The following is a 20,229-nucleotide window of genomic DNA, read 5'->3' as shown; positions in this document are numbered from 1 at the left end:
GCGCCAATGGATCGAACTGATGCCAACGAGGACACCGCTTTCCGAAAACGCCTCATTCCATCGCCGCGCGATGTTCAAGCGCGTGATCCCGGCTCACGTAGTGGTAGGTGCCTGCGGACAAGCCGTGAAGAGCCGGACACAGAAGATATCCCTCGGTCGGATGCAGGTTTCCGCTCGAAGGGTTGCAGCGCAGTGCCCACCGCTGGGCGCCGTAGGACTTCCATGCAGACAGGCCGAGCGAGAGTTCGAAAAGAATGGCCAGATTGAATAGATCGAATGCGCGCGCGGGTGGCAAGACGCCGCAGCGCAGATCGTTGTAACGCGTAGCCAGGGCGTCCGCCGCTAACGGCAAACCTACGCGCGGTGCGTCGTGAAACACCCGGAATGGATCCGGCTGGGCTGCCCAGTCGAGACCCTGGGGGCCCGGAGCGTAGAAGTTGACGCGGTGCTTGCTGCGTTCGTGATATTCAAGTAGCGCACGCTTTAGCCGGTCCATGCCGTCGCCTGGGATTTAACGCCTGGGCCCCTTCATACCCTCGGTTTCCGTAGCCGCGTTTCGCTCTTCGCTGGCCTCGATGGGTTCCATGGCCTCGTCGATGGAGGCTGTTGCGCGTTCCGTGGCGGCCTTCGTTTCGTCGACGCCGTCACCAGGTTCTCCGTCTTCGCCGCCGCCGGGGGGCTCCAGCATGTCGCGAAGCATGGCTTTCAACTCCGGGGTGTCCCACGGCGCGCCATGCTGCTTTTGCCGTTTTATATAGTGCCTGACTTCTGCGTCCTGCTCGGGCGTCAGGGGAAGACCACGAAATGTGCTGGTGGGGGTGGCGTCGTCCATGATAGTGCTCCGTGGTTCAGCCTGTTTTCAGTGTAGCCCTGTTACGCTCGAAGAGCCTTAACTATCGGTCGGTGGGCTGTTTCGCGACGAGGCGGCGGCCCGACGCTACCTCGAAAAGGCGATCGGCCAGAACGACGAGCCGGAGACCGTGACGATCGATTAAAGTGGGTCGAATCTGGCCGCGCTGCATGCGCTCAACGCCGAACGTAAGAAACCGATCAAGATTCGTCAGAACAAGTATCTGAACAACATAGTGGAGCAGGACCACCGGGCCATCAAACGCCGCATCCGACCCATGATGGGTTTCAAGGATTTCCGTTGCGCCCGCATCGTTCTCGGCAGCATCAAGACGATGCACATGATCATGAAAGGGCAAATGAAAGGACATTAGACGTCCGCTCGGGGTCGGCATGCGCTGTCCAGCGCATTTCCCGCAGTGCAGGCGGGGTTGACCGGTGGAGGGTCAGCGAGCCCCATCCTGGCGCAGTTGTTTGCGGATGTCCTCGGCATGCAGATCGATATTCCCGACCGTCAGGAAGCCAGCGGACTCGGCACATCGTACTGGACCGAAACGTGACCGACGCAGGGCGGTCGTCGGCATTCTCTATCCTCCGTCAACCTTTTCCTTTGAGCGGGGATTCGCCTGCGCCGAGGCGGCCCGCGCGCGCTTGCGAATCTCAGAGTCGAGAATCAGGCGGCCGCGCAATTTGCCCTTCATCTGCTTAACGTAGCGCGGCGCCTCAGTCATATGGATCATCATCAAATCGCGCACCTTTTCGACATCGCGTGCGCGGGCCGCCTTCGTGATTGCCTTGTGAATCGTCACGTTCGCCTCACCGAAACGCTCGTGCTCGACCTGGGGGGTGTCGTTTCGGAATTCGATCAATTGCCGGATCATCTCGTTGATCAACTCGCAACTGAAGCGCAGGAACGGATTCGGATTGGCGGCCGCGAGAATGTCGTGGAAATTTACGTCCTCCTGACGTTGCTTCACGATATCGCTGCCGCCGTGGGCCGACGCGGGACGATCACAACACGCAATACTCGCATCGAGCGCACTGAAGTCTTCTTCGGTCAAATGCGGCACTGCGCCCGCGGCGAGTTCCGGTTCGAGTAACTGACGCACGGTGTAGATGTCGTCGATCGTCACGTCCTTGAAAAACAGGTAGTTCTGCAGCAACTGCAGCGTGCGGTCGAGCGGCACCTCTACCACTGTGCCGCCGCCGTTCGGCCCGGTCGTTACCTTGATGAGGCCCTGAACCTCCAGCGATTTCAACGCTTCGCGAACCGTGCTCTTGCTTACTGAAAAAAGTTGCTGCAACTCGACCTCGCGCGGCAAACGGTCGCCCGGCTTCAGATCTTTCTCGGTGATCAGCCGCTTGATTTCCTCGGCGACCAGATCGGGGCGCTTCTGCTGCTTGATTTCGATTGCGACGCCGCCCTTGGCTCGATCCATGACCATGTTCGCTGCTCCTCGTTTGCACCCGGATTGAGTTCGCGCAGGGCAGTCCCTGCAGATGCATCTGGCGGTGGCCGGTTCGCTGCGACCGGGAATTTTGCCTAATTGACACTCGAATTTATTATACCTAGCATCGGGTTTATTCTATTTATCATGATAAATAGCGCCAAGCCAGCACGGTAGGGAAAAACAGCGAGGCGGCCAGCACGATTTCGCAGTCGGTTGCACGTGTCTCTTTCTCACAAGGAGCGTCATTTTGAATCGCCGGAATATCTTGAAGCTGGCCGCTCTGTCGGCCGTCCCGGGAGCGGTCGGCTCGCTGGTCGCGCGCAGCGCGTTCGCCCAGGGTGGTCCGCTCCAGTTCGCCTGCCCCGTACCGATGTCGGGGCCGTTTGCCGCAAACGGCAAATACGCCGATCTCGGCATGAAGCTTGCCATCGAGCAGTACGGCAAGGTGCTCGGCGAGCCCCTTACGTACACGCTGCTCGATACGGAAGGCAAGCCCGCGACCGCGGTGCGCCGCGTGCAGGAAATCGCGCAACAAAAGAACGTGCGCTTTTTCGCCGGTGGCATCCTGTCGTCCGAAGCGCTTGCGATGGGCAAGGAAGTCGACAAGGATGGCGGCATCTTCATCACGACGGCCGGCGCCGACGAAATCACTGGCAAGGATTGCAACAGCGCAACCTTCCGCTGGTCAGTGCCGACCTTCGGCGCGATCGACCAGACCGTGCGCCCGTTGATCCAGATGTTGCCGAAGGCCAAACGGTGGTACACCATTACGCCGCAATACGTATTCGGCGACGGGTTGCTGTCAGCTGCGAAAGCGGTATTCCAGGAAAAGGGCATCGAGCATGTGGGCAACAGCTACCACTCGCTCAACGAAACGGAGTTCAGTGGCTACTTGACCAACGCAGTCGCCGCGAAGCCGGACGTACTGCTGATCCTCAATTTCGGCTCGCAGTCGTCCGATACGCTGCGCCAGGCCGTGAGTTTCGGCATGAAGAACAATTGCACGATCCTGCTTGCCTGGGCATCCGGTCTCGAGCAATTCGAGTCGCTGGGCGCCGATCTCTGCGACGGCGTGTACTTCGGCGCGCAGTACTGGCACGGCATCGACTCGCCGCTTAACCGCGACCTCGTCAAACGCGCCAATGCGGCCTTCAAAGCCAATCCCAATTACAGTCTCGCGGGCTCGTATATCTGTACGAAGATCCTGCTCGACGGCATCATTAAAGCGGGCAGTGCCGATCCGAAGAAAGTGGCAGCCGTGCTCGAAGGCATGAAATACGATGGCCTGACGGGACCGGAAGAAATTCGCAAAGGTGACCACCAGGTCATCAAGAACTACTATCTGCTTAGGGGTAAGGCGAAGAACAAGATGAAAAATGCTGATGATTTCGCGGACATCGTCAGTTCCGGCCAGTCGTTCCTGCCGCTCGAAAAGACCGACTGCAAGATGGCATGACGCGGCCAGCCTGACCGCGCGGTAAACAGGCGGCGCACGCGGGTCTTGCAAACGGCGTACGCGCACGCGGACGACGCGTGCTGCCCGCACCGGAACTTTCACTGACAGACGCCATGAACGTTTATCTCCTGCAGATCGTGAACGGCATCGGAGTGGGGATGCTGTATTTCCTGCTTGCGGTGGGCTTGTCGATCGTCTTTGGCCTGTTGCGTTTCGTGAACTTTGCGCACGGGGCGTTCTACCTGCTCGGCGCGTATTTCTGCTACCAGGCGATGCAGTGGTCGATGAGTTTCTGGACCGCGCTGGTGGTCGTGCCGATCGTGGTCGGCACGCTCGCGTGGGTTGTCGAGAAGCTGATCCTGCGCCACGTCTACGCGCAGCAGCACGAGTTTCATATTCTCGTGACCGTCGGCCTCGCGCTGGTATTGCAGGAATGCGTGATCCTGATCTGGGGGCCGATTGGCGATAACGTGCCGGTGCCCGATGCACTCAACGGAGTCGTGATCTGGGGCAGCTTTGTCTACCCCAAATACCGGTTGTTCGTGATCGGCTTCACTGCGGTGCTGGCCGCGCTGTTGTGGTGGGTGCTCGAAGGCACGCGCCTGGGCAGTGCGGTGCGCGCCGGTAGCGAATCGACCGAAATGGTGTCGCTGCTCGGCATCAACGTACTGCGCGTGTTCAGTCTTGTGTTCGCGCTTGGCGCAGGCACCGCCGCGCTCGCGGGGGTGCTCGCCGCGCCGATTCGCGGCGTCGATCCGTTCATGGGTATCGAAGCGCTGAGCGTCGCGTTTGTGGTGGTGGTGATCGGCGGGATGGGCAATTTTCTGGGGGCGCTGGTGGGCGGGCTGCTGGTGGGCGTCGTGCAGAGCGTGATGAGTACGCTCTGGCCCGAGGGCGCGCATCTGATGATCTACGTCGCGATGGCCGCCGTCCTGTTGCTGCGTCCGAACGGTCTGCTCGGGAAGGTCACATGACTGACAGTTCAAAGACGCTCGCGAACGACACGTCGGCGCACGCATCGAAGCGCACCTTCAGGCAAGGGCTTCATCACTATCGTTTCATCCTGCTCGCGTTGCTCGTCGTGTGCGTGTTGCCGCTCGTGCTGAGCTCGGGTTCGCTCGCAACCGAAGTGCTGGTGTACGCGCTCGCCGCGCTCGGCTGCAATCTGCTGCTTGGCTTTACGGGCCTGCTGTCGTTCGGCCAGGGAATCTTCTTCGGGCTCGGCAGCTATAGCGCGGGGCTCGTGCTGACCAACGCCGCCATGCCGGTGCCGGTGGCGCTGCTGGCGGCGCTCGTCGTCGGCGCAGTGGCGTCGGCGCTGGTCGGGTGGTTCTCGATCCGCCAGCGAGGCACTTACTTCGTCATGCTGACGCTCGCGTTCGGGCAGATGTTCTACTTTCTCGCCTACACCACGCCTGATCTCACCGGCGGCGACAATGGCCTGCTTGACATCCCACGCCCCAGTCTCGCGCTGTTCGGCAAGACCCTCGTGCCGCTCGCGTCGCCGTGGCAATACTACGGCTTCGTGGCGGTTTTGTTTCTGATCGCATTCTGGCTGCTGATGCGCGTGTCGCACTCGGTATTCGGTCGCACACTATTGGCGATTCGCGACAACGAAGCGCGTGCCGCCGCAGTCGGCTACAACGTCCAGCGCTTCAAACTGATGGCGTTCGTGATCTCGGGTGCGGTAACCGGTCTCGCCGGCGCGCTGCACGCGCTGATGACGGGAATCGCGCCGCTGTCCAATATCGATTACCACACGAGCGAGATGATCGTGGTGATGACGGTAATCGGCGGCACCGGCAACCTGTTTGCGTCGGTGCTGGGCGCGGCATTCTATGTGCTGTTCGCCGACTGGCTCTCGTCCTTGTGGCCACGTTGGCTGCTGCTGCTTGGGCTCGTTCTGATCGCCGTTAGCATGTACATGCAGCGTGGGCTGTGGGGCCTCGGCGAGCGCATCGTGCAGGCGACAAGGCGCACGGCGCCCACGGAGTCCGACGAGGAGCGCACATGAGTGAGGCGATTCTGCAGGCGAGCGGTGTCGTGAAGCGCTATGGCAAATTCACGGCGCTGTCCGATGTCGAACTGCGCATCCTGCCGCGTACCGTGCATTCGGTGATCGGACCGAACGGCGCAGGCAAGACGACCCTGTTCCATGTACTGACCGGCACGCTGCCGATCACAGCCGGCAAGATCGTGTTCGACGGCCACGACGTGACGCACGAACCGGATCATAAGCGCGTGCGCCGCGGCATCGCGCGCTCGTTTCAGGTCACCAGCCTGTTTGCGAACCTGAGCGTGCGCGAAAACCTGAGGCTCGCAGCCCAGGGCGTCGACGCACGGCGGGCGCTGAACGCATGGACGCCACCGCTTGGCGCGCTGCAGCATGCGGACGTGGTGGACCGCGTGCTGGAGCGCCTCGGGTTGCAGCGCTTCGCCGACACTGTTGCGGGGGCCCTCTCGCATGGCCAGCAGCGGCGCCTCGAAGTCGGCATGGCGCTGGCCGCGCGCCCCAAGGCGATCTTTCTCGACGAGCCAACCTCGGGCATGGGCATCGACGATCTCGACGACATGAAGCAGTTGATCCGCGGCCTGCGCGACGACTACACGGTCGTGCTGATCGAACACAACATGGGCATCGTGATGGACATCTCGGACACGATCACGGTGATGCAACAGGGACGAGTGCTGGTCGAAGGCCGCCCCGACGAGATTCGCGGCGACGAGCGAGTCAGAAGCGCCTACCTCGGCAACATGATCACCGGAGGCCGCGCATGATTCTGGACGTCCAGCAGATTCACGGCTTTTACGGCAAGAGTCACATCCTGCAGGGTGTGACGCTGCAGGTTGGCGAAGGCGAGACCGTGACCTTGCTCGGTCGCAACGGGGCGGGCAAGTCGACTACGCTCAAGAGCATCGCAGGCGTCGTCGCACCGCTGCGCGGCACGGTGACGTTCAAGGGGGAGCCGATCGGCAAGCTGGCACCGCATCGGATCGCATCGCGCGGCGTCTGCTTCGTGCCGGAGCATCGCGGTATTTTTCGCCTGCTCTCCGTTGAGGAAAACCTGCGGCTCGGCGCGCGCAAGGACTCGCCGTGGCAACTGAACGACATCTATCGCATCTTTCCCCGCCTGAAGGAACGCCGTACGAACGGCGGCGCCCAGTTGTCCGGTGGTGAACAGCAGATGCTAGCGATCGGACGCGCGCTGATGAATCATCCGCGCCTGTTGATGCTCGACGAGCCTGTCGAAGGACTGGCGCCTGTGATCGTCGAGGAGATCGTCGCGCAACTCAAGCTCATTAAACAGGAGGGTGTCGCGATCCTGCTCGTCGAGCAGAACCTCGAAGTGTGCTCGCAACTCGCCGATCGCCACTACATCATCGAGCAGGGCGTGATCGTCTACGAAGGCACCAACGCAGCGTTTATCGCCGATGAATCGATCAAGGACCGCTATCTGGGCGTGGGCGTCGTTTGAACGTCACGCTTCTTGTCGCAAGGAAACCTGATGCAAGCTCATGAATTGACCGCAATTGCGCCGCAGCATCCCCCTGCGCTCGCCGACTTACGTGTCGACGGACCGCGTCTGTGGGACAGCCTGATGCAACTGGCGAAAATCGGCGGTACGCCGAAAGGTGGAGTCTGCCGACTCGCGCTCACCGAACTCGACCGCGAGGGACGCGATCTTTTCGTCGCATGGGCAAAGGAGATTGGCTGCACGATACGGGTGGATGCAATCGGCAATATCTTTGCCAGACGCGCGGGGCTGCGTGATGATTTGCCGCCTGTCATGACGGGCAGCCATATCGATACGCAGCCGACGGGAGGCAAGTTCGACGGAAACTACGGCGTGCTCGCAGGCCTCGAAGTTCTGCGCACGCTAGCTGCGGCTAACGTCTACACGGACGCGCCGCTCGAGGTTGTGGTCTGGACCAATGAGGAAGGTTCGCGCTTCGTGCCTGTGATGATGGGCTCGGGCGTGTTCTCCGGCGCCTTCACGCTTGAGCATGCGCTGGCGCAGCGCGATCGCGAAGGCATTGCGGTGAGCGACGCGCTGGCCGCAATCGGCTACAACGGCGCGGAGATGGTTGCGCCGCACGCCGTGGGCGCCTACTTCGAGGCGCATATCGAACAGGGGCCGGTGCTCGAGGCAAATGAAACGACGATCGGCGTCGTGCAAGGCGCGCTCGGACAACGCTGGTACGACGTCACGGTGCACGGCATGGAAGCGCATGCCGGGCCGACGCCGATGGAATTGCGCCGCGATGCGCTGCTCGTCGCCGCGGATCTGATTCACGCAGTGAATCGCATCGCGCTTGATCACGCGCCGCACGGCCACGGTACGGTTGGCTGGGTCGATGTGCATCCGAATTCGCGCAATGTCATTCCAGGCCGGGTGACGCTTACGGTCGACCTGCGCGCGGCCGACGACGCGTCGCTCAGCGCGATGGACGCAGCGCTGCGCGACGCATGCGCGCAAGCGGGCGCGAAGAAGAGCATGACGATCGATGTCGAACAGGTCGTTTACTTTGCGCCGCAGCCGTTCGAGCCGTCGATGGTAGCCGCCGTGCGCCAAGGCGCGGATGCGCTCGGCCTGTCGTCGATGGACGTGATCAGCGGTGCGGGTCACGACGCGGTGTATGTCGCGCGCGTCGCCCCGGCCGCGATGATTTTCGTGCCGTGCAAAGACGGAATCAGCCACAACGAAATCGAGGACGCCCGTGCCGATCATCTGGAAGCGGGCTGCAATGTGCTGCTGCAGGCGATGCTGCGTGCCGCGCAAGCTGTCGAAGGAGCCGCCTCATGAAGATTCTCATCGCGCGGATGAACCACGAGACGAACACGTTCTCGCCGGTGGCGACGCCACTCGAAGCCTTCGGGCGCAGTGGACCGAGCTACGGCGAGGACGCCTGGCGCGAGAACAAGGGCATGCAGACCGCGATGTCTGCGTTTATCGATGCGGCCGAGCGCGAACATGCCGAGATCGTCACGCCTGTTTCCGCTTCGGCGAACCCGAGCGGGCCCGTTGCGGCGGCAGCCTACGATGCAATCTGTAACGCCATCGTCGCCGCCGCGAGCGGGTGCGACGCCGTATTGCTCGACCTGCATGGCGCGATGGTCGCAGAGAATTCGAACGATGGCGAGGGCGACCTGCTCGAACGCGTGCGTGCCGTATTGCCCGACGCACCGATCGCGGTTGCGCTTGACCTGCACGGCAACGTAACGCAGAAGATGATCGACCACGCTGACATAATCGTCAGCTTCAAGACCTATCCGCACGTCGACATGTACGAAACGGGCGCACACGCCGCGCGTCTGCTGTTCGACCTGATCTACGGGCGGGCACGGCCGGTGATCGCCTGGCGACAGCCGCCGCTCCTTACGCACACATTGCGCAGCGCTACGGCGGAGGGTGCCATGAAACGCGCCGTCGATGCCGCGCGCGCTGCTGAGGCCGAAGGGATGCTGGCGGTGTCGGTGTTGTCAGGCTTTTCACTGGCTGATATCCATGCACCCTGTATCAGCGTCGTCGTGGTAGGCGACGGCGATCGTTCGGCTGCCGATGAGGTAGCAGAGCGCATCGCACAGCAGATCTGGGATGAGCGCGATGAGTTCGTCTACCGTAGCGAGCCGCTCATCGAATCGGTCGCTCGGGCGGCGACGCTCGCACTCGGGGCTGACAAGCCCGTGCTGCTGCTCGACCATGGCGACAACTGCATGTCGGGTGGCACCTGCGACACGATGGACCTTCTCGAGGAAGCACTGAGGCAGGGACTCAAGGGCATCGTAAGCGGGCCGTTGTGCGATCCCACTGCCGTCGGCATATTGCAGGCTGCCGGCGTTGGCACGACCGTGACGGTCGCCGTTGGAAACAAGATTGCGGGGGAGGCCATCCAGCTGAGGCCGCCATTGAGGGTAACGGGCGTGGTCCGCGCGCTGACTGACGGCGAATACACCATCAGCGGTCCGACGTACACAGGCCAGCGCGCGTTCATGGGCCGTGCCGCGGTGCTTGACATCGGCGCGGCAACACTCGTCCTGACAGAACGCACGCATGAACCGTGGGACTTGGGCGTGTTCGAAAGCGTCGGTATCGATCCACGGCGTGCGCGCTTCCTGCTTCTCAAGTCGCGCATGTACTGCAGACCTGTGTTCGTGCCAATCGCAGCCTCGCTGGTCGAATGCGATAGCCGCGGCGTTACGAGCTCGGACTACGGACTCTTTGCGTTCAAGCATGTGAAGCGCCCGGTCTATCCGCTAGATAGTGTGGCTAGCTGGGAGCATGGGACGTCACGATGAGCTGCTGCAACCATCGGCTACGATTGTCAGTCTTGCCGGATGCGTATTGCAAAACGGTTCTTGCACCATGGACCAGAAGGGCGTTGTCACGTTGATTCGTCGGGGGCACAATACAGCGGAAGAGGTGCGTTTGCTCAGACAGGTGACGGATTTTTGGCGAGTTCGGTGAAACCATGCCATGCGACAAAGCGCTCAGCGAGCTGTTTGCGGTAGAGCGAAGCGCGCAACAGATGTCGCTTGAGCGCGAAGTGCTGCCGGATCAGGCCGAAGCTCGACAGGAAGGCCGGAGTCCGTTTCGGCTCGCGGAAACCACGCATGCGCCGCTCACGTTCACGCGTAGGTTGATGGCTATTCGCGGCCCGATTGTTCACGCGAGCTGCAGCCTTGACGAACACGTGTTTGACGTTCGCCAGTTCGGGGATGTCGGCCTTCGCTGCCGGATAGCTGCGCAACTGATCGGTGACGATCTTGCGCGGCACCGGGTATGAACGAAGCACGCGCCTGAAGAACCGTTTGGCGGCCGCCTTGTCCCGTCGTTTCTGCACCAGGATGTCGAGCTCTGCGCCATGCTCATCAACCGCACGCCATAGCAGGTGAGGCTCACCGCGCAACGACACAAACACTTCATCAAGATGCCAGGTGGTGCCCGGCCTGCGGCGAGCCGCCTTGACGCGACGTGCGAAGCCTGCCCCAAACTTCTCGCACCAACGACGGACCGTCTCGTAGCTCACGACCACGACACGTTCAAACAGTAGCTCTTCGATGTCGCGCAGACTCAACTGAAACCGAAAGTACCAGCGAACTGCACAACTGATGACGACTGCCGGAAAGCGATGGCCGTGATAGAGCGATTTCGTCTTTTTCATCACGACATGTTACTCGACCGGCTCAGCAACGTGACAACGCCCATCGAGCGGACAATGCAGGCGTTTGAGCACTCGGGCCACCGCCGGATTCAACGTCTTCATCGAGCTTGCAGTCGTTCGTATCGTTCCGCACATCATAGCGGAACGCCTTACTGCAACAGAACCCACTATGCCACCAGATACCCGCCATCAACCGGTACGACGGCACCCGTCATGAACGCTGCCGCAGGCGAGCACAGAAATGCGACCACTTGCGCGACATCGTTGGGCTGGCCCCAGCGCTTCATGGGCGTGCGATCGAGGATCGCCTGTGAACGGATGTCATCTTTTTGCAGCGCCTCGGTCAATGGAGTCGCAATCCAGCCGGGTGCCACCGCATTCACGCGGATGCCGTCGCCCGCGTAGGCAATCGCAAGCGACTTCGTCAACTGCACGACGCCGCCCTTGCTCGCGCTATACGCTGGCACGAGTCCGCCACCGAAAAAGCTCAGCATCGAAGCCGTATTGACGATCGTGCCGCCGCTCGCCTTGAGCCGCTCGCGAGCCGCGGCGCACACGCGCATCGTGCCGCTCAGGTTCACGGCAATCACACGTTCGAAGACATCAATGCCGTGTTCGTCGCCGCGCCGGATCATGCCGGCGCAATTGATGAGCATGTCGATTGCGGGCGCTTTCTCGACAAGTGCCGCTACGCTTGCGTCATCACTGACGTCGAGCTCGACGACGTCGATGCCCGGGCCAAGGGCTTCGCGCTGGGCATCGGTCGGCATGATACCTGCGGCGACGACATGTGCGCCAAGCCGGGCGAAGCATTGGGCGATGCCGGCGCCGATGCCCTGCGTACCACCCGCGACGACGGCAGTCTTGCCTTTGAAAAGGTTGGTGTCGAATGTCATGTTGGTCAGGAAAAGTCGGAAACAGGAACCGTGGAGACAGCCATTTCGCTGTCCTCGATCCTGGTTCTCACGATAAACATATAAACCAGCGCCGCTGCGAACGCGACCATCGCACTAATGAGGAAAGCGTTGACGAAAGAGTGCGTCCGGTCCACCACGATGCCGGTCACGAACGGCGCAAACGATCCGCCGAAATAGCCGCCGAAATTCTGGATACTGGCGAGTGAGGCGACCATGTGACGCGGCGCCGCGAACGTCGCCAGCGTCCAGCACGCGCCGCTAGCCAGGTTGACGAAGTACATCGCGGCGCACAGGTAAATCATCGCGAGCGTCAGGTTCGGCGTGAATGCGGCGGGTACGGTGAACACTGCTGCGCCGACGAGACCTACGCAGATCGGCCACTTGCTGCTTGTCATCGGCGCCACGCCCCGGGCCATCAGGCCGTCGGACACGAAGCCGCTTGACAGCATGCCGAGCGTGCCAAACAGGTAGGGGATGGATACGAGCCAGCCGGTATTGGCAATGGATATATGCCGTTCATGCTCGAGATACGCGGGCAGCCAGGTGAGATAGAGCCACACCATGTAGATCACGCCCATATTGCCGAAGATCATGCCCCATGTGGTCGCCTTGCTAAACAGGCCGCGCCACTCGCGCATCGTCATGCGGCGTTCGGCGTGCTGCTCCGGCTCGCCCTCGCTAAGAAAGGCCACTTCGTCCTGCTCTAGCGGTACCTTGCGGCGATCCCGATAGACCAGGTACCAGCCGAGCGAGACGGCGATGCCCAGGAGGCCCATCACGATGAACATCGTCCGCCAGCCGAAGACCAACATGATGACCGTGAGCACGGGCGGGGCGATGGCAGGTGCAATGGTCGAGGAGGTGATGAAGATGCCCGTTGGCCGGCCGCGTTCGTGCACGGCGAACCATTCGCTGACGACTTTGGCGCCTGCAGGGAAGTTCGGCGCCTCGCCCAACCCCAGCGCGACGCGAGCCACGAGAAATTGCGGCAGACTCGACACAAGACCGCCGCACAATTGCGCGCTCGACCAGACAAACATGCCGAGTCCCAGCATCACGCGCGCGCCGAAGCGATCGAGCAGCATACCGATTGGCAGTTGCGAGAAGGCGTAGGCGAACGAGAACGCCGACAGCAGCAAACCCATCTGCGAGGCAGACAGGCCGAGCTCGTGACTCACGGAGTGGTTCGCGATCGAGAGGGTGCTTCTGTCCAGATAGTTGACGGTGCCGGCCAGTGTCAGAAACGTGATTGCGACCACCTGGATGTGCTTCAGGCGCGATGTTTTCTTAAGCATGGTTGTCTCCTCCGATGCTTTTTTGTGCCGTGGGTTCGGCCGGTATTGTCGAGTGTTATTGGCTGTTAACGGATGAACTGATCGACGTAATCTTCGCCCAGACCAACCGCTGCAAAATGTTTGCGGCACATGTCGACCTTGGTGAAGACGTCTTCATAGCCGGTGTAGTTGCCGTACGGGTCGCAGTAGAACATCACGCCGTTGACCTGGAAGTAGGTGATCATTTCCTCCACATCTTCCGGTACGTAGAGCGTGTGGGTCTCGCCGGGCGGCTCGAACACATAGCTGCCCTCGGTGGCCTCCCAGTCATGCTCGAGGTAGCGCCAGCGTCCCTTCAGGACCATGCCGTGGACGGCTTGCGGATGCCGGTGGCGGCTCAACACGCCGGATTTGCGCACGCGCAGCAGATTCATCCAGTAACCGGTCGATACGTTCAGGCAGAGCGGCCGGAACCAGACGTTCTCCGCCTGAGGAACCCAGAGGCGCTCGTCCTGAGGAATCGCCGAGCCAACGACGATCTCCTTCGCCGCCTCCTCGGGGAAGGGCAGTTGATACGGCGTCATTGCATCCGCCGGGGGTTTGGCTGTAGCCATGCGTGGCTCCTTGTCACTCTTGTGGGATATCGGTCCCGGCGCGTGGATAGAAATTCGATGCGCCGGCCGAAGGAAATCGGTAGTGGCCGTCCTCGCATGCAGCACGAGCATTCACGCCAGCTACGCGGGTCGCGCGTCATCACCGCGCGACCCGCGCTTTGCAGGGGTTAAGTCGCGCCGCGCCTGTTACCGACCACGGCCCGGGAATAGGGCCCAAGGACAGGACCGTCGCCCGCGACAGTGGTGCGGCGGAACACACGGCGATACTTGCTCATGTCGTAGGCTTCCGCCTTGTGCAGCATCGTCCGGTTATCCCAAACGACCAGATCGCCTTTCTTCCACTCGTGGAAGTACGTGAACTGCGGCTGCGAGATGTGCTCGACGAGCTTCCTGTGCAGCGCCTGCCCTTCTTCCAGCGTCAAGCCGCTGATCTCATTTCCGGCATTCGCCGTGAAATACAGCGAGCGCTGGTTGCCGCGGTCTGGATGGACGCGCACCAGGGGCTGGCTTACCGGGGGCACGCTCTCCTTCTCGTGTTTTGAAACTGGCGGCAGTTCGGGGAAAAGGCGCCGGCCGAATTCGTATGTGTGAACCATGTGGAGCGGTTCGATCTCGTCCTTGAGCGCCTCGGGCAGTGCAGCATAGGCCGCGATCATGTTTGAGAAGCCGGTGCGGCCACCCGGCGCGCCTTTTGGCATGACTTCGATGCCATAAAGCAGCGACACGTATGCCGGCACGTACCGGTAGGAACTGTCGGTATGCCAGCGCGCATTGACCTTCTGGTAGATCACGCGGAAGTCCGTCTCGGGCAGACTCTGCCCATCCGCAGAGACGTTCGCAACGTGGTAGACGGTGGCGGCCGCCACCGTTTTGTCTTCTTCCGGAAAATCCTCGAGCGGACCCCACTGCTTCGAGAATTCAATCTGCTGCGCCTCGCTCAGCGTCTGGTCGCGAAAGCACAGCACGCCGTATTGAGCGATCGCTCTCTTCAGTTCGCCGATGACTGAGCCGCTCAACGGCTTCGAGAGATCCAGCCCCGTTACTTCAGCTCCAAGCGCCTCTCCCAAGGGAGAGATCACATAATCCTTGACTGCCGCCGTTTGCTCCATCGTCTCCTCCAAGTGGTTGTCCAGCACTGGCATGTCACTGGCATGCCAGAGATGAAACATAGTAAAACCGTCATGTTGCGCACGGCAACTAGGAGCTAACCCTTAATTGCAGCGCAGCATAAGATCAGGCGCAGCCGGATTGAATCAGACGGGATTGGGTTGATGCGGCAACGTCGCGTGTGCGAACTCGACCAGATAGTCGATGAGCCGGTTTGATGCCGTGCTGGCCAGGGCAGGGTCGCCCGATGCAATCGCTTCGACAAGATTCGCGTGCAGCGGCCCGATCTGGACGAGAGCGGTTTGTGGGTCGTGGTGATAAAACCAGAAGCGACGCGATACCGTATGCAGTGTCGAGGCCAAGGCTGCAGCGGTACCGTTGCGAGCCGCCTTCGAGAGTAACTGGTTGAGCTCAGCATCGAGCCGCAGGAATTCGCGCACGTCGTTCTCGCCGATCGCCTTGTTCGTGTATTCAAGATTCTCTGCAAACGATTTGCGCTCCATTGCGCTGGAGCGGCGGGCCGCAGCGGAACTCAGCAGCCTGTCGAGTTCGCGCCGGGTTTCGAGGACCTCGAACTGCCGTCGGACGTCGATGGTGGTTACGACGACGCCACGCCGCGGGATGATGTCGACCAGGTACTCCCGCGCGAGTCGCTGCAGGGCTTCGCGTATCGGAGTCGTACCGATGCCGAGCTGACGACTGAGGATCGACTCGGATACGAGCGAGCCGGGCGCGAGTTCGAGGGTAACGATCATTTCCTCCAGCCGCCGGTACGCTTCCTGATTGAGCGTGGTGCTCGATCGCGGCACCGGTTCGGAGATAGCAGGGGTTTCGTTCATGTCCGTAATATGCACGACAGCACAAGGCTCCTAAAGCATGCGGTAAAGTGGTTCGCGAGATGCGTCAACCTCATAGCTTACCTTAGCGCGGATTTCGATTTGTGTTGCGGGCACTGTCAACTTGCGGGACGCGATCGATGGTGATGCATAAGACACTGTGGCTCACAACGCATTCGACGGACTTCGGGTGACATTGGCAAATTCGCGCTATGCGGCGAAGGGGGTCGCAAGGTGTTTGCGATAAAGATAAGCGTGCAGCAGATGTCGTTTCAGTGCGAAGTGCTGCAAAGGCGCAGTTCCGACGCCGATGAATCGTTTTCATGTCCCGCATGAAAGATCGTCGTTTGCCCTGGTCGGGGCGGCCTGGCAATATCCGGCTAGCGGGCAATGTGTCCGCATTTCACGGAACTGCAAAGCACGCGATGAAAACCCTACCTAGCGGCGATGTCGAGTCAGCCTACGTTACGGTGCGCGACGGCACCCGTATTGCCTATAGCCTTCACGGAGTTGGCGGCAGCCAGCCGCGCGTGGTCCTGCTTCATTCGCTGGCCATGGACCGCGATTTCTGGCGTCCGGTGGTCGAGCAGTTAACGCCGCAGGCGTCGGTTCTCACCATCGACTGCCGCGGCCACGGTGCCTCGGACAAACCGGCCGGTCCTTACACGGTCGAAATTTTCGCCCAGGATGTCCACGATGTCATCGGCGCGCTGAATTTCAACGGCGTCGTGATCGCAGGCGCTTCCATGGGCGGTTGCGTCTCGCTGCAATTCGCGGCGACCTATCCCGACGCGACGCGCGCTGTCGGGCTGATCGACACGACCGCGTGGTATGGCCCAAGCGCCCCGCAAGACTGGAACGTGCGCGCCGAGAACGCAGAGCGCGAAGGACTCGCACCACTCGTCGATTTTCAGACCACGCGCTGGTTTAGCGACGCATTCCGTGCGGCGCATCCCGAGGTTGTCGAACGCTGCGTCGACACCTTCTTGCGCAACGAAGTGGCGTCATTTGCTGCCACTGGCCGCATGCTGGGCACCTTCGACGGACGTGCGCTGCTGCCGCAGGTCACTGTCCCCGCCTGTGTGATCGTCGGCGAGGAGGACTATGCCGCGCCGCCTGCCATGGCGCAGGCGTTGCACGCGGGCATCCCTGGTTCGACCTATACCCTGGTGATGGGCGCGCGTCACCTCACGCCGCTCGAAAGCCCGGATCTGGTCGCCCACGAATTATTCCGCCTGCTCGAACGGACGGCCTGCACCTGACATGCCCGCGCCACGCACGCGATCTTGCTTTAGCGTCAGCTCCAACCCTTGCGCGCTTTCGACCAATCCCAGCGCGGCTGCTCCGGCAGCGCGCGTGTAAGCAGACAGGAGTGCTTTTGATGGCACCTTTTGAACTCGCCACCCCCGGTTCGCTGCAGCAGGCGATCGGGCTGCTCGATCCCGAGGACCCGGACATCCGGCCGGTCGGCGGCGGCACCGCCGTGATGCTGATGATGAAGGCAGGAGTGCTACGACCAACCCGGCTAGTCAGCCTGCGCGGTATCGAACCGGTCTATTCACAGGTGAGTATCGGCACGAACGGCGAATTGCAGATTGGTGGTCTGACGCGCCTTGCGACGCTTGAGCATTCTCATCTGGTGAAGGAGGGCTGGCCGCTGCTGACCCGCACGTTGCGCACGTTGTCGAATGTGCGCGTGCGTAACGTGGCGACCATCGGCGGCAATCTTGGGCATGCCGATCCGCATATGGATCTGCCGCCGGTGCTGACCGCGCTCGGTGCGCGCGTGACGGTGACGGGTCCGCAAGGCGAGCGGACCTTCCCCGTCGAGCAGCTTTGCACCGGCTACTACGAGACGGTGCTCGCGCGAGACGAACTGATTTCGCGGGTGATCGTGCCGCCGCAGGCGAACCGGCCGGCCGCCTACATGAAAGTTACGACGCGTGCGGCTCACGACTGGCCCGCGCTGGGCGTCGCGGTCGTGCTCGACATGCAGGGCGAGCAGATCAGGACGGCGAATGTCATCGTCGGTGCCGCCACCGACAAGCCGACACGTCTGAGCGGCGCCGAAGCGGTTCTCAAGGGCGCTGTGCCCGATGACGCCATGCTGCGCCGGGCGGGCGAGGCTGGCGCGGCAGAGCTGGATATCGTCGGCGACCCGCACGGCTCGGCCAGCTACAAGAAGCATTTGCTGACGGTTTATCTCGGACGAGCGGTACGCATCGCACTCGACGCATCTGCCAGAAAGGATCACGCATGACCACAACCCAAACCACGCCGGAGGCGACTAGGCAGGTGGGCCGGTCGTTGAACCGGCTTGAGGCGCGTGCCAAAGTCACGGGCCGCGCCGAGTACATTCACAACCTCGTCCTGCCACGCATGCTATACGGCAAGATATTCCGTAGCACGCTTGCGCATGGCCGCATCGTGTCTATCGATGTCAGCGCCGCGCGCGACATGGAAGGCGTGTACGGCGTCTATACGGCACAGGACATCCTGCGCGTCATTCCGGACCCGTACTTCGGGCCAGCCTTTCACGATCAGCCGATCCTCGCGCTCGACAAGGTGCGCTATGTCGGCGAGCCGGTCGCGGTGGTGCTGGCGGCGGACCCGCATATAGCCGAAGAAGCGACGCATCTGATCGTCACGGAATACGAAGAGCTGCCCGCCGTGTTCAACGAAGTCGAAGCGGCGAGCTCGGACGTGCTGGTTCACGATATATTGAAACCGGCCGGCACTTTCCCGGATCTGAAGCATCTCGCGGGCCGCAAGGGCACCAACGTGGCGCTCGACTTCCAGTTGCGGCGCGGCGACGTCGAAGCCGCGTTCGCGGCGGCCGCGCACGTGTTCGAGGACACCTTCACCACGCAGCAGGTAATGCATACGCCGCTCGAGCCGATGGTGTCGCTGGCCGAACCGGGCGACGGCACGATTACCATTCACACCGCGTCGCAAAGCCCGTCGTTCGTGCGCATCGAGATCGCGCGTCTGCTCGGCTGGGCAGAAAATCGAGTGCGGGTGAGGACCGCGCTGCTCGGCGGCGGCTTTGGCGCGAAGCTCTATATCAAGCTCGAAGCATTGGTGACGGCGCTGGCGTTGCTCGCGCGCCGCCCCGTGAAAGTCGCGCTGACGATGGAAGAGCAGTTCTTCACGATCACCAAGCACGCAACGACGTTTCGCATGAAGACCGCCGTGTCCGCCGACGGCCGGATCACCGGGCGCAAATGCGATGTCTGGTGGAACGGCGGTGCCTATGCGGACATCGGCCCGCGGGTGACGCAGAAGTCTGGCTTTACGGCATCAGGGCCGTACGACATCGAGAACGTATCGATCGATTCGTATGCGGTCTATACGAACCTGCCCCCGGCCGGCGCGTTCCGCGGCTTCGGCATTCCGCAGATGGTGTGGGCGTACGAGAGTCACGCGGACATGATCGCACGTGCGCTGAAGATTGACCCGGTCGAGTTTCGCCGCCGCAACATCCTGCGCGAAGGTCGCGCGCACGCCACCGGCACGCCAATGCGCGATGCGGCGCTCGATCTCGTGCTCGAGCGCGTGGCGGCGCGCATGAACTGGACCGCGCCATTCGGGCGGGGTAGCGGCACGCTGCGCCGCGGACGCGGCATCGGCATCGGCTTCAAGGCGCTGGTGGCTCCGACCACCTCGGTGGCGATGGTGAGCCTCTCGGGCGACGGTAGTTGCACGGTTTATTCGAGCACCGTCGACATGGGGCAGGCGTCGGACACTGCGATTGCCCTGATGGCTGGCGACGTGCTCGGCATTGCGGCGGAAACGATCAAGGTCATCCGCCCTGACACGGACGTCACGCCCTACGACATGGCGACGCTGGGGTCGCGCTCGACTTTCCATATGGGCCACGCGGTGCGGCTCGCCGCCGAGGACGCTCTTGTGAAGTTGCGCGAGCTCGCGGAGGAACTCGGCATGCCGGCCAATGCCCCGCTCGCCGCCGGCGACTTGCTGCGGCGCAAGTACGGGATGCAGGCGGGCAATATCGTCGGCGTCGGCAGTTTTATTCCGAGCTATACGAAGCCGGAACATGAGACGGGCCAGTCGGAAAACATCACACCGAACTGGATGGTGGGCGGCTGCGGCGTCGAAGTGGAAGTCGACACGGAGACCGGGCACTTCAGGCTGATCCGCTTTGAAAACGTCGTCGATTGCGGAACGCCTATCAACCCGAAGGTGGTCGACACCCAGATATCGGGCGCGGCGATCATGCAACTGGGCATCACGATGTTCGAGCGCATGGAGTTCGACGAACTCGGCCAGTTGCGTAATGCGTCGTTTGCCGAGTACAAGATTCCCGGCATCCACGACATTCCGTCCAGGATCGGCCGCGAGACTGTCGATGCGTATCAGCATAATGGGCCGTTTGGCGCAAAGGGCGTAGGCGAAAGCTCCACGTTCGGCGTCGCCTCCGCCATTGCCGAGGCGATCGAAGACGCGGTCGGTGTGCGGCTGACATCATTGCCGTTGACCCCAGAAGCGGTTTTTCGCGCGCTGTGCGCAGCGAAGCACGAGCCGATGCCAGAGGAATAAG

At 62.0% G+C, this 20,229-nt stretch carries 20 protein-coding genes and 2 pseudogenes; 12 read left to right on the top strand and 10 right to left on the bottom strand.

The features are described 5' to 3' along the window. Positions 1 to 52 precede the first annotated feature (52 nt). Complete coding sequence (locus WCA85_RS26395; RefSeq protein WP_424067810.1) at positions 53 to 496, bottom strand: hypothetical protein; 444 nt, start codon at positions 494 to 496, stop codon at positions 53 to 55. Between the two features lie 15 nt (positions 497 to 511). After that, positions 512 to 832 carry a hypothetical protein gene (locus WCA85_RS26390; RefSeq protein WP_424067809.1) on the bottom strand — a complete coding sequence of 107 codons (321 nt, stop codon included), beginning with the start codon at positions 830 to 832 and terminating at the stop codon, positions 512 to 514. Between the two features lie 82 nt (positions 833 to 914). Between WCA85_RS26390 and WCA85_RS26385 the strand changes: the two are divergent. Further along, a pseudogene (locus tag WCA85_RS26385) lies at positions 915 to 1,223 on the top strand (DDE-type integrase/transposase/recombinase); the annotation flags it as partial. 57 nt (positions 1,224 to 1,280) lie between these two features. Beyond that, the gene (locus tag WCA85_RS26380) at positions 1,281 to 1,409 is read left to right on the top strand and encodes an FGGY-family carbohydrate kinase (RefSeq protein ID WP_424067808.1); all 129 of its coding nucleotides are present in this window, start codon (positions 1,281 to 1,283) and stop codon (positions 1,407 to 1,409) included. A 27-nt stretch (positions 1,410 to 1,436) separates the two neighbouring features. Here the strand turns inward: WCA85_RS26380 and WCA85_RS26375 are convergent, their stop codons facing one another. Next, a complete protein-coding gene (locus tag WCA85_RS26375) occupies positions 1,437 to 2,294 on the bottom strand; it encodes a FadR/GntR family transcriptional regulator (protein ID WP_424067807.1) in 858 nt (285 codons plus the stop codon). A 253-nt stretch (positions 2,295 to 2,547) separates the two neighbouring features. Between WCA85_RS26375 and WCA85_RS26370 the strand changes: the two genes are divergently transcribed. From WCA85_RS26370 to WCA85_RS26340, 7 genes are all read left to right on the top strand, one after another. Continuing rightward, the gene (locus WCA85_RS26370; protein WP_424067806.1) at positions 2,548 to 3,756 is read left to right on the top strand and encodes an ABC transporter substrate-binding protein; all 1,209 of its coding nucleotides are present in this window, start codon (positions 2,548 to 2,550) and stop codon (positions 3,754 to 3,756) included. 113 nt (positions 3,757 to 3,869) lie between these two features. Beyond that, a complete protein-coding gene (locus WCA85_RS26365; protein WP_424067805.1) occupies positions 3,870 to 4,730 on the top strand; it encodes a branched-chain amino acid ABC transporter permease in 861 nt (286 codons plus the stop codon). Next, positions 4,727 to 5,770 (top strand): branched-chain amino acid ABC transporter permease, encoded by a 1,044-nt coding sequence (locus WCA85_RS26360; RefSeq protein ID WP_424067804.1) that lies wholly within the window; start codon positions 4,727 to 4,729, stop codon positions 5,768 to 5,770. Before WCA85_RS26365 ends, WCA85_RS26360 begins: the two co-directional genes overlap by 4 nt. Continuing rightward, positions 5,767 to 6,534 (top strand): ABC transporter ATP-binding protein, encoded by a 768-nt coding sequence (locus WCA85_RS26355; RefSeq protein ID WP_424067803.1) that lies wholly within the window; start codon positions 5,767 to 5,769, stop codon positions 6,532 to 6,534. The genes WCA85_RS26360 and WCA85_RS26355 overlap by 4 nt, the downstream gene beginning before the upstream one ends. Beyond that, positions 6,531 to 7,232, top strand: coding sequence for an ABC transporter ATP-binding protein (locus WCA85_RS26350; protein WP_424067802.1), 702 nt, complete (start codon positions 6,531 to 6,533; stop codon positions 7,230 to 7,232). Before WCA85_RS26355 ends, WCA85_RS26350 begins: the two co-directional genes overlap by 4 nt. A gap of 30 nt (positions 7,233 to 7,262) precedes the next feature. Further along, on the top strand, positions 7,263 to 8,561 hold the full coding sequence (locus WCA85_RS26345; protein ID WP_424067801.1) for a Zn-dependent hydrolase: 1,299 nt from the start codon (positions 7,263 to 7,265) through the stop codon (positions 8,559 to 8,561). Next, the gene (locus WCA85_RS26340) at positions 8,558 to 10,054 is read left to right on the top strand and encodes a M81 family metallopeptidase (protein WP_424067800.1); all 1,497 of its coding nucleotides are present in this window, start codon (positions 8,558 to 8,560) and stop codon (positions 10,052 to 10,054) included. Before WCA85_RS26345 ends, WCA85_RS26340 begins: the two co-directional genes overlap by 4 nt. Positions 10,055 to 10,188: 134 nt before the next feature. On the opposite strand, the gene WCA85_RS26335 is transcribed toward WCA85_RS26340, so the two are convergent. The 7 genes and pseudogenes from WCA85_RS26335 to WCA85_RS26305 form a co-directional block, all read right to left on the bottom strand. Next, positions 10,189 to 10,920: an IS6 family transposase gene (locus WCA85_RS26335; RefSeq protein ID WP_424067799.1), complete on the bottom strand. Its 732-nt coding sequence runs from the start codon at positions 10,918 to 10,920 to the stop codon at positions 10,189 to 10,191. 167 nt (positions 10,921 to 11,087) lie between these two features. Then, positions 11,088 to 11,816 carry an SDR family NAD(P)-dependent oxidoreductase gene (locus WCA85_RS26330; RefSeq protein ID WP_424067798.1) on the bottom strand — a complete coding sequence of 243 codons (729 nt, stop codon included), beginning with the start codon at positions 11,814 to 11,816 and terminating at the stop codon, positions 11,088 to 11,090. A 5-nt stretch (positions 11,817 to 11,821) separates the two neighbouring features. Next, a complete protein-coding gene (locus WCA85_RS26325; RefSeq protein WP_424067797.1) occupies positions 11,822 to 13,132 on the bottom strand; it encodes an MFS transporter in 1,311 nt (436 codons plus the stop codon). Positions 13,133 to 13,197: 65 nt separating this feature from the next. Continuing rightward, the gene (locus WCA85_RS26320) at positions 13,198 to 13,725 is read right to left on the bottom strand and encodes a 2,4'-dihydroxyacetophenone dioxygenase family protein (RefSeq protein WP_424067796.1); all 528 of its coding nucleotides are present in this window, start codon (positions 13,723 to 13,725) and stop codon (positions 13,198 to 13,200) included. A 167-nt stretch (positions 13,726 to 13,892) separates the two neighbouring features. After that, entirely contained in the window at positions 13,893 to 14,894 is a 1,002-nt protein-coding gene (locus tag WCA85_RS26315) for a TauD/TfdA dioxygenase family protein (protein WP_424067795.1), read from the bottom strand. Positions 14,895 to 14,978: 84 nt separating this feature from the next. Beyond that, a complete protein-coding gene (locus WCA85_RS26310) occupies positions 14,979 to 15,671 on the bottom strand; it encodes a GntR family transcriptional regulator (protein WP_424067794.1) in 693 nt (230 codons plus the stop codon). Positions 15,672 to 15,878: 207 nt separating this feature from the next. After that, positions 15,879 to 15,956 (bottom strand): annotated as a pseudogene (locus WCA85_RS26305) (IS6 family transposase); the annotation flags it as partial. A 137-nt stretch (positions 15,957 to 16,093) separates the two neighbouring features. Between WCA85_RS26305 and WCA85_RS26300 the strand changes: the two are divergent. From WCA85_RS26300 to WCA85_RS26290, 3 genes are all read left to right on the top strand, one after another. Then, a complete protein-coding gene (locus WCA85_RS26300; RefSeq protein ID WP_424067793.1) occupies positions 16,094 to 16,930 on the top strand; it encodes an alpha/beta fold hydrolase in 837 nt (278 codons plus the stop codon). A 119-nt stretch (positions 16,931 to 17,049) separates the two neighbouring features. After that, on the top strand, positions 17,050 to 17,928 hold the full coding sequence (locus WCA85_RS26295) for an FAD binding domain-containing protein (protein ID WP_122152437.1): 879 nt from the start codon (positions 17,050 to 17,052) through the stop codon (positions 17,926 to 17,928). Further along, positions 17,925 to 20,228, top strand: a complete 2,304-nt coding sequence (locus WCA85_RS26290) for a xanthine dehydrogenase family protein molybdopterin-binding subunit (RefSeq protein ID WP_424067792.1) — start codon at positions 17,925 to 17,927, stop codon at positions 20,226 to 20,228. The genes WCA85_RS26295 and WCA85_RS26290 overlap by 4 nt, the downstream gene beginning before the upstream one ends. The last annotated feature ends 1 nt before the right edge of the window (position 20,229 follow it).

Origin of the sequence: Paraburkholderia sp. (genome assembly GCF_049581445.1) — a bacterium.
Taxonomy (GTDB): domain Bacteria; phylum Pseudomonadota; class Gammaproteobacteria; order Burkholderiales; family Burkholderiaceae; genus Paraburkholderia.
The sequence above is the reverse complement of the archived record's forward strand: the minus strand, read 5'-3'. Positions and strand labels throughout refer to the sequence as shown.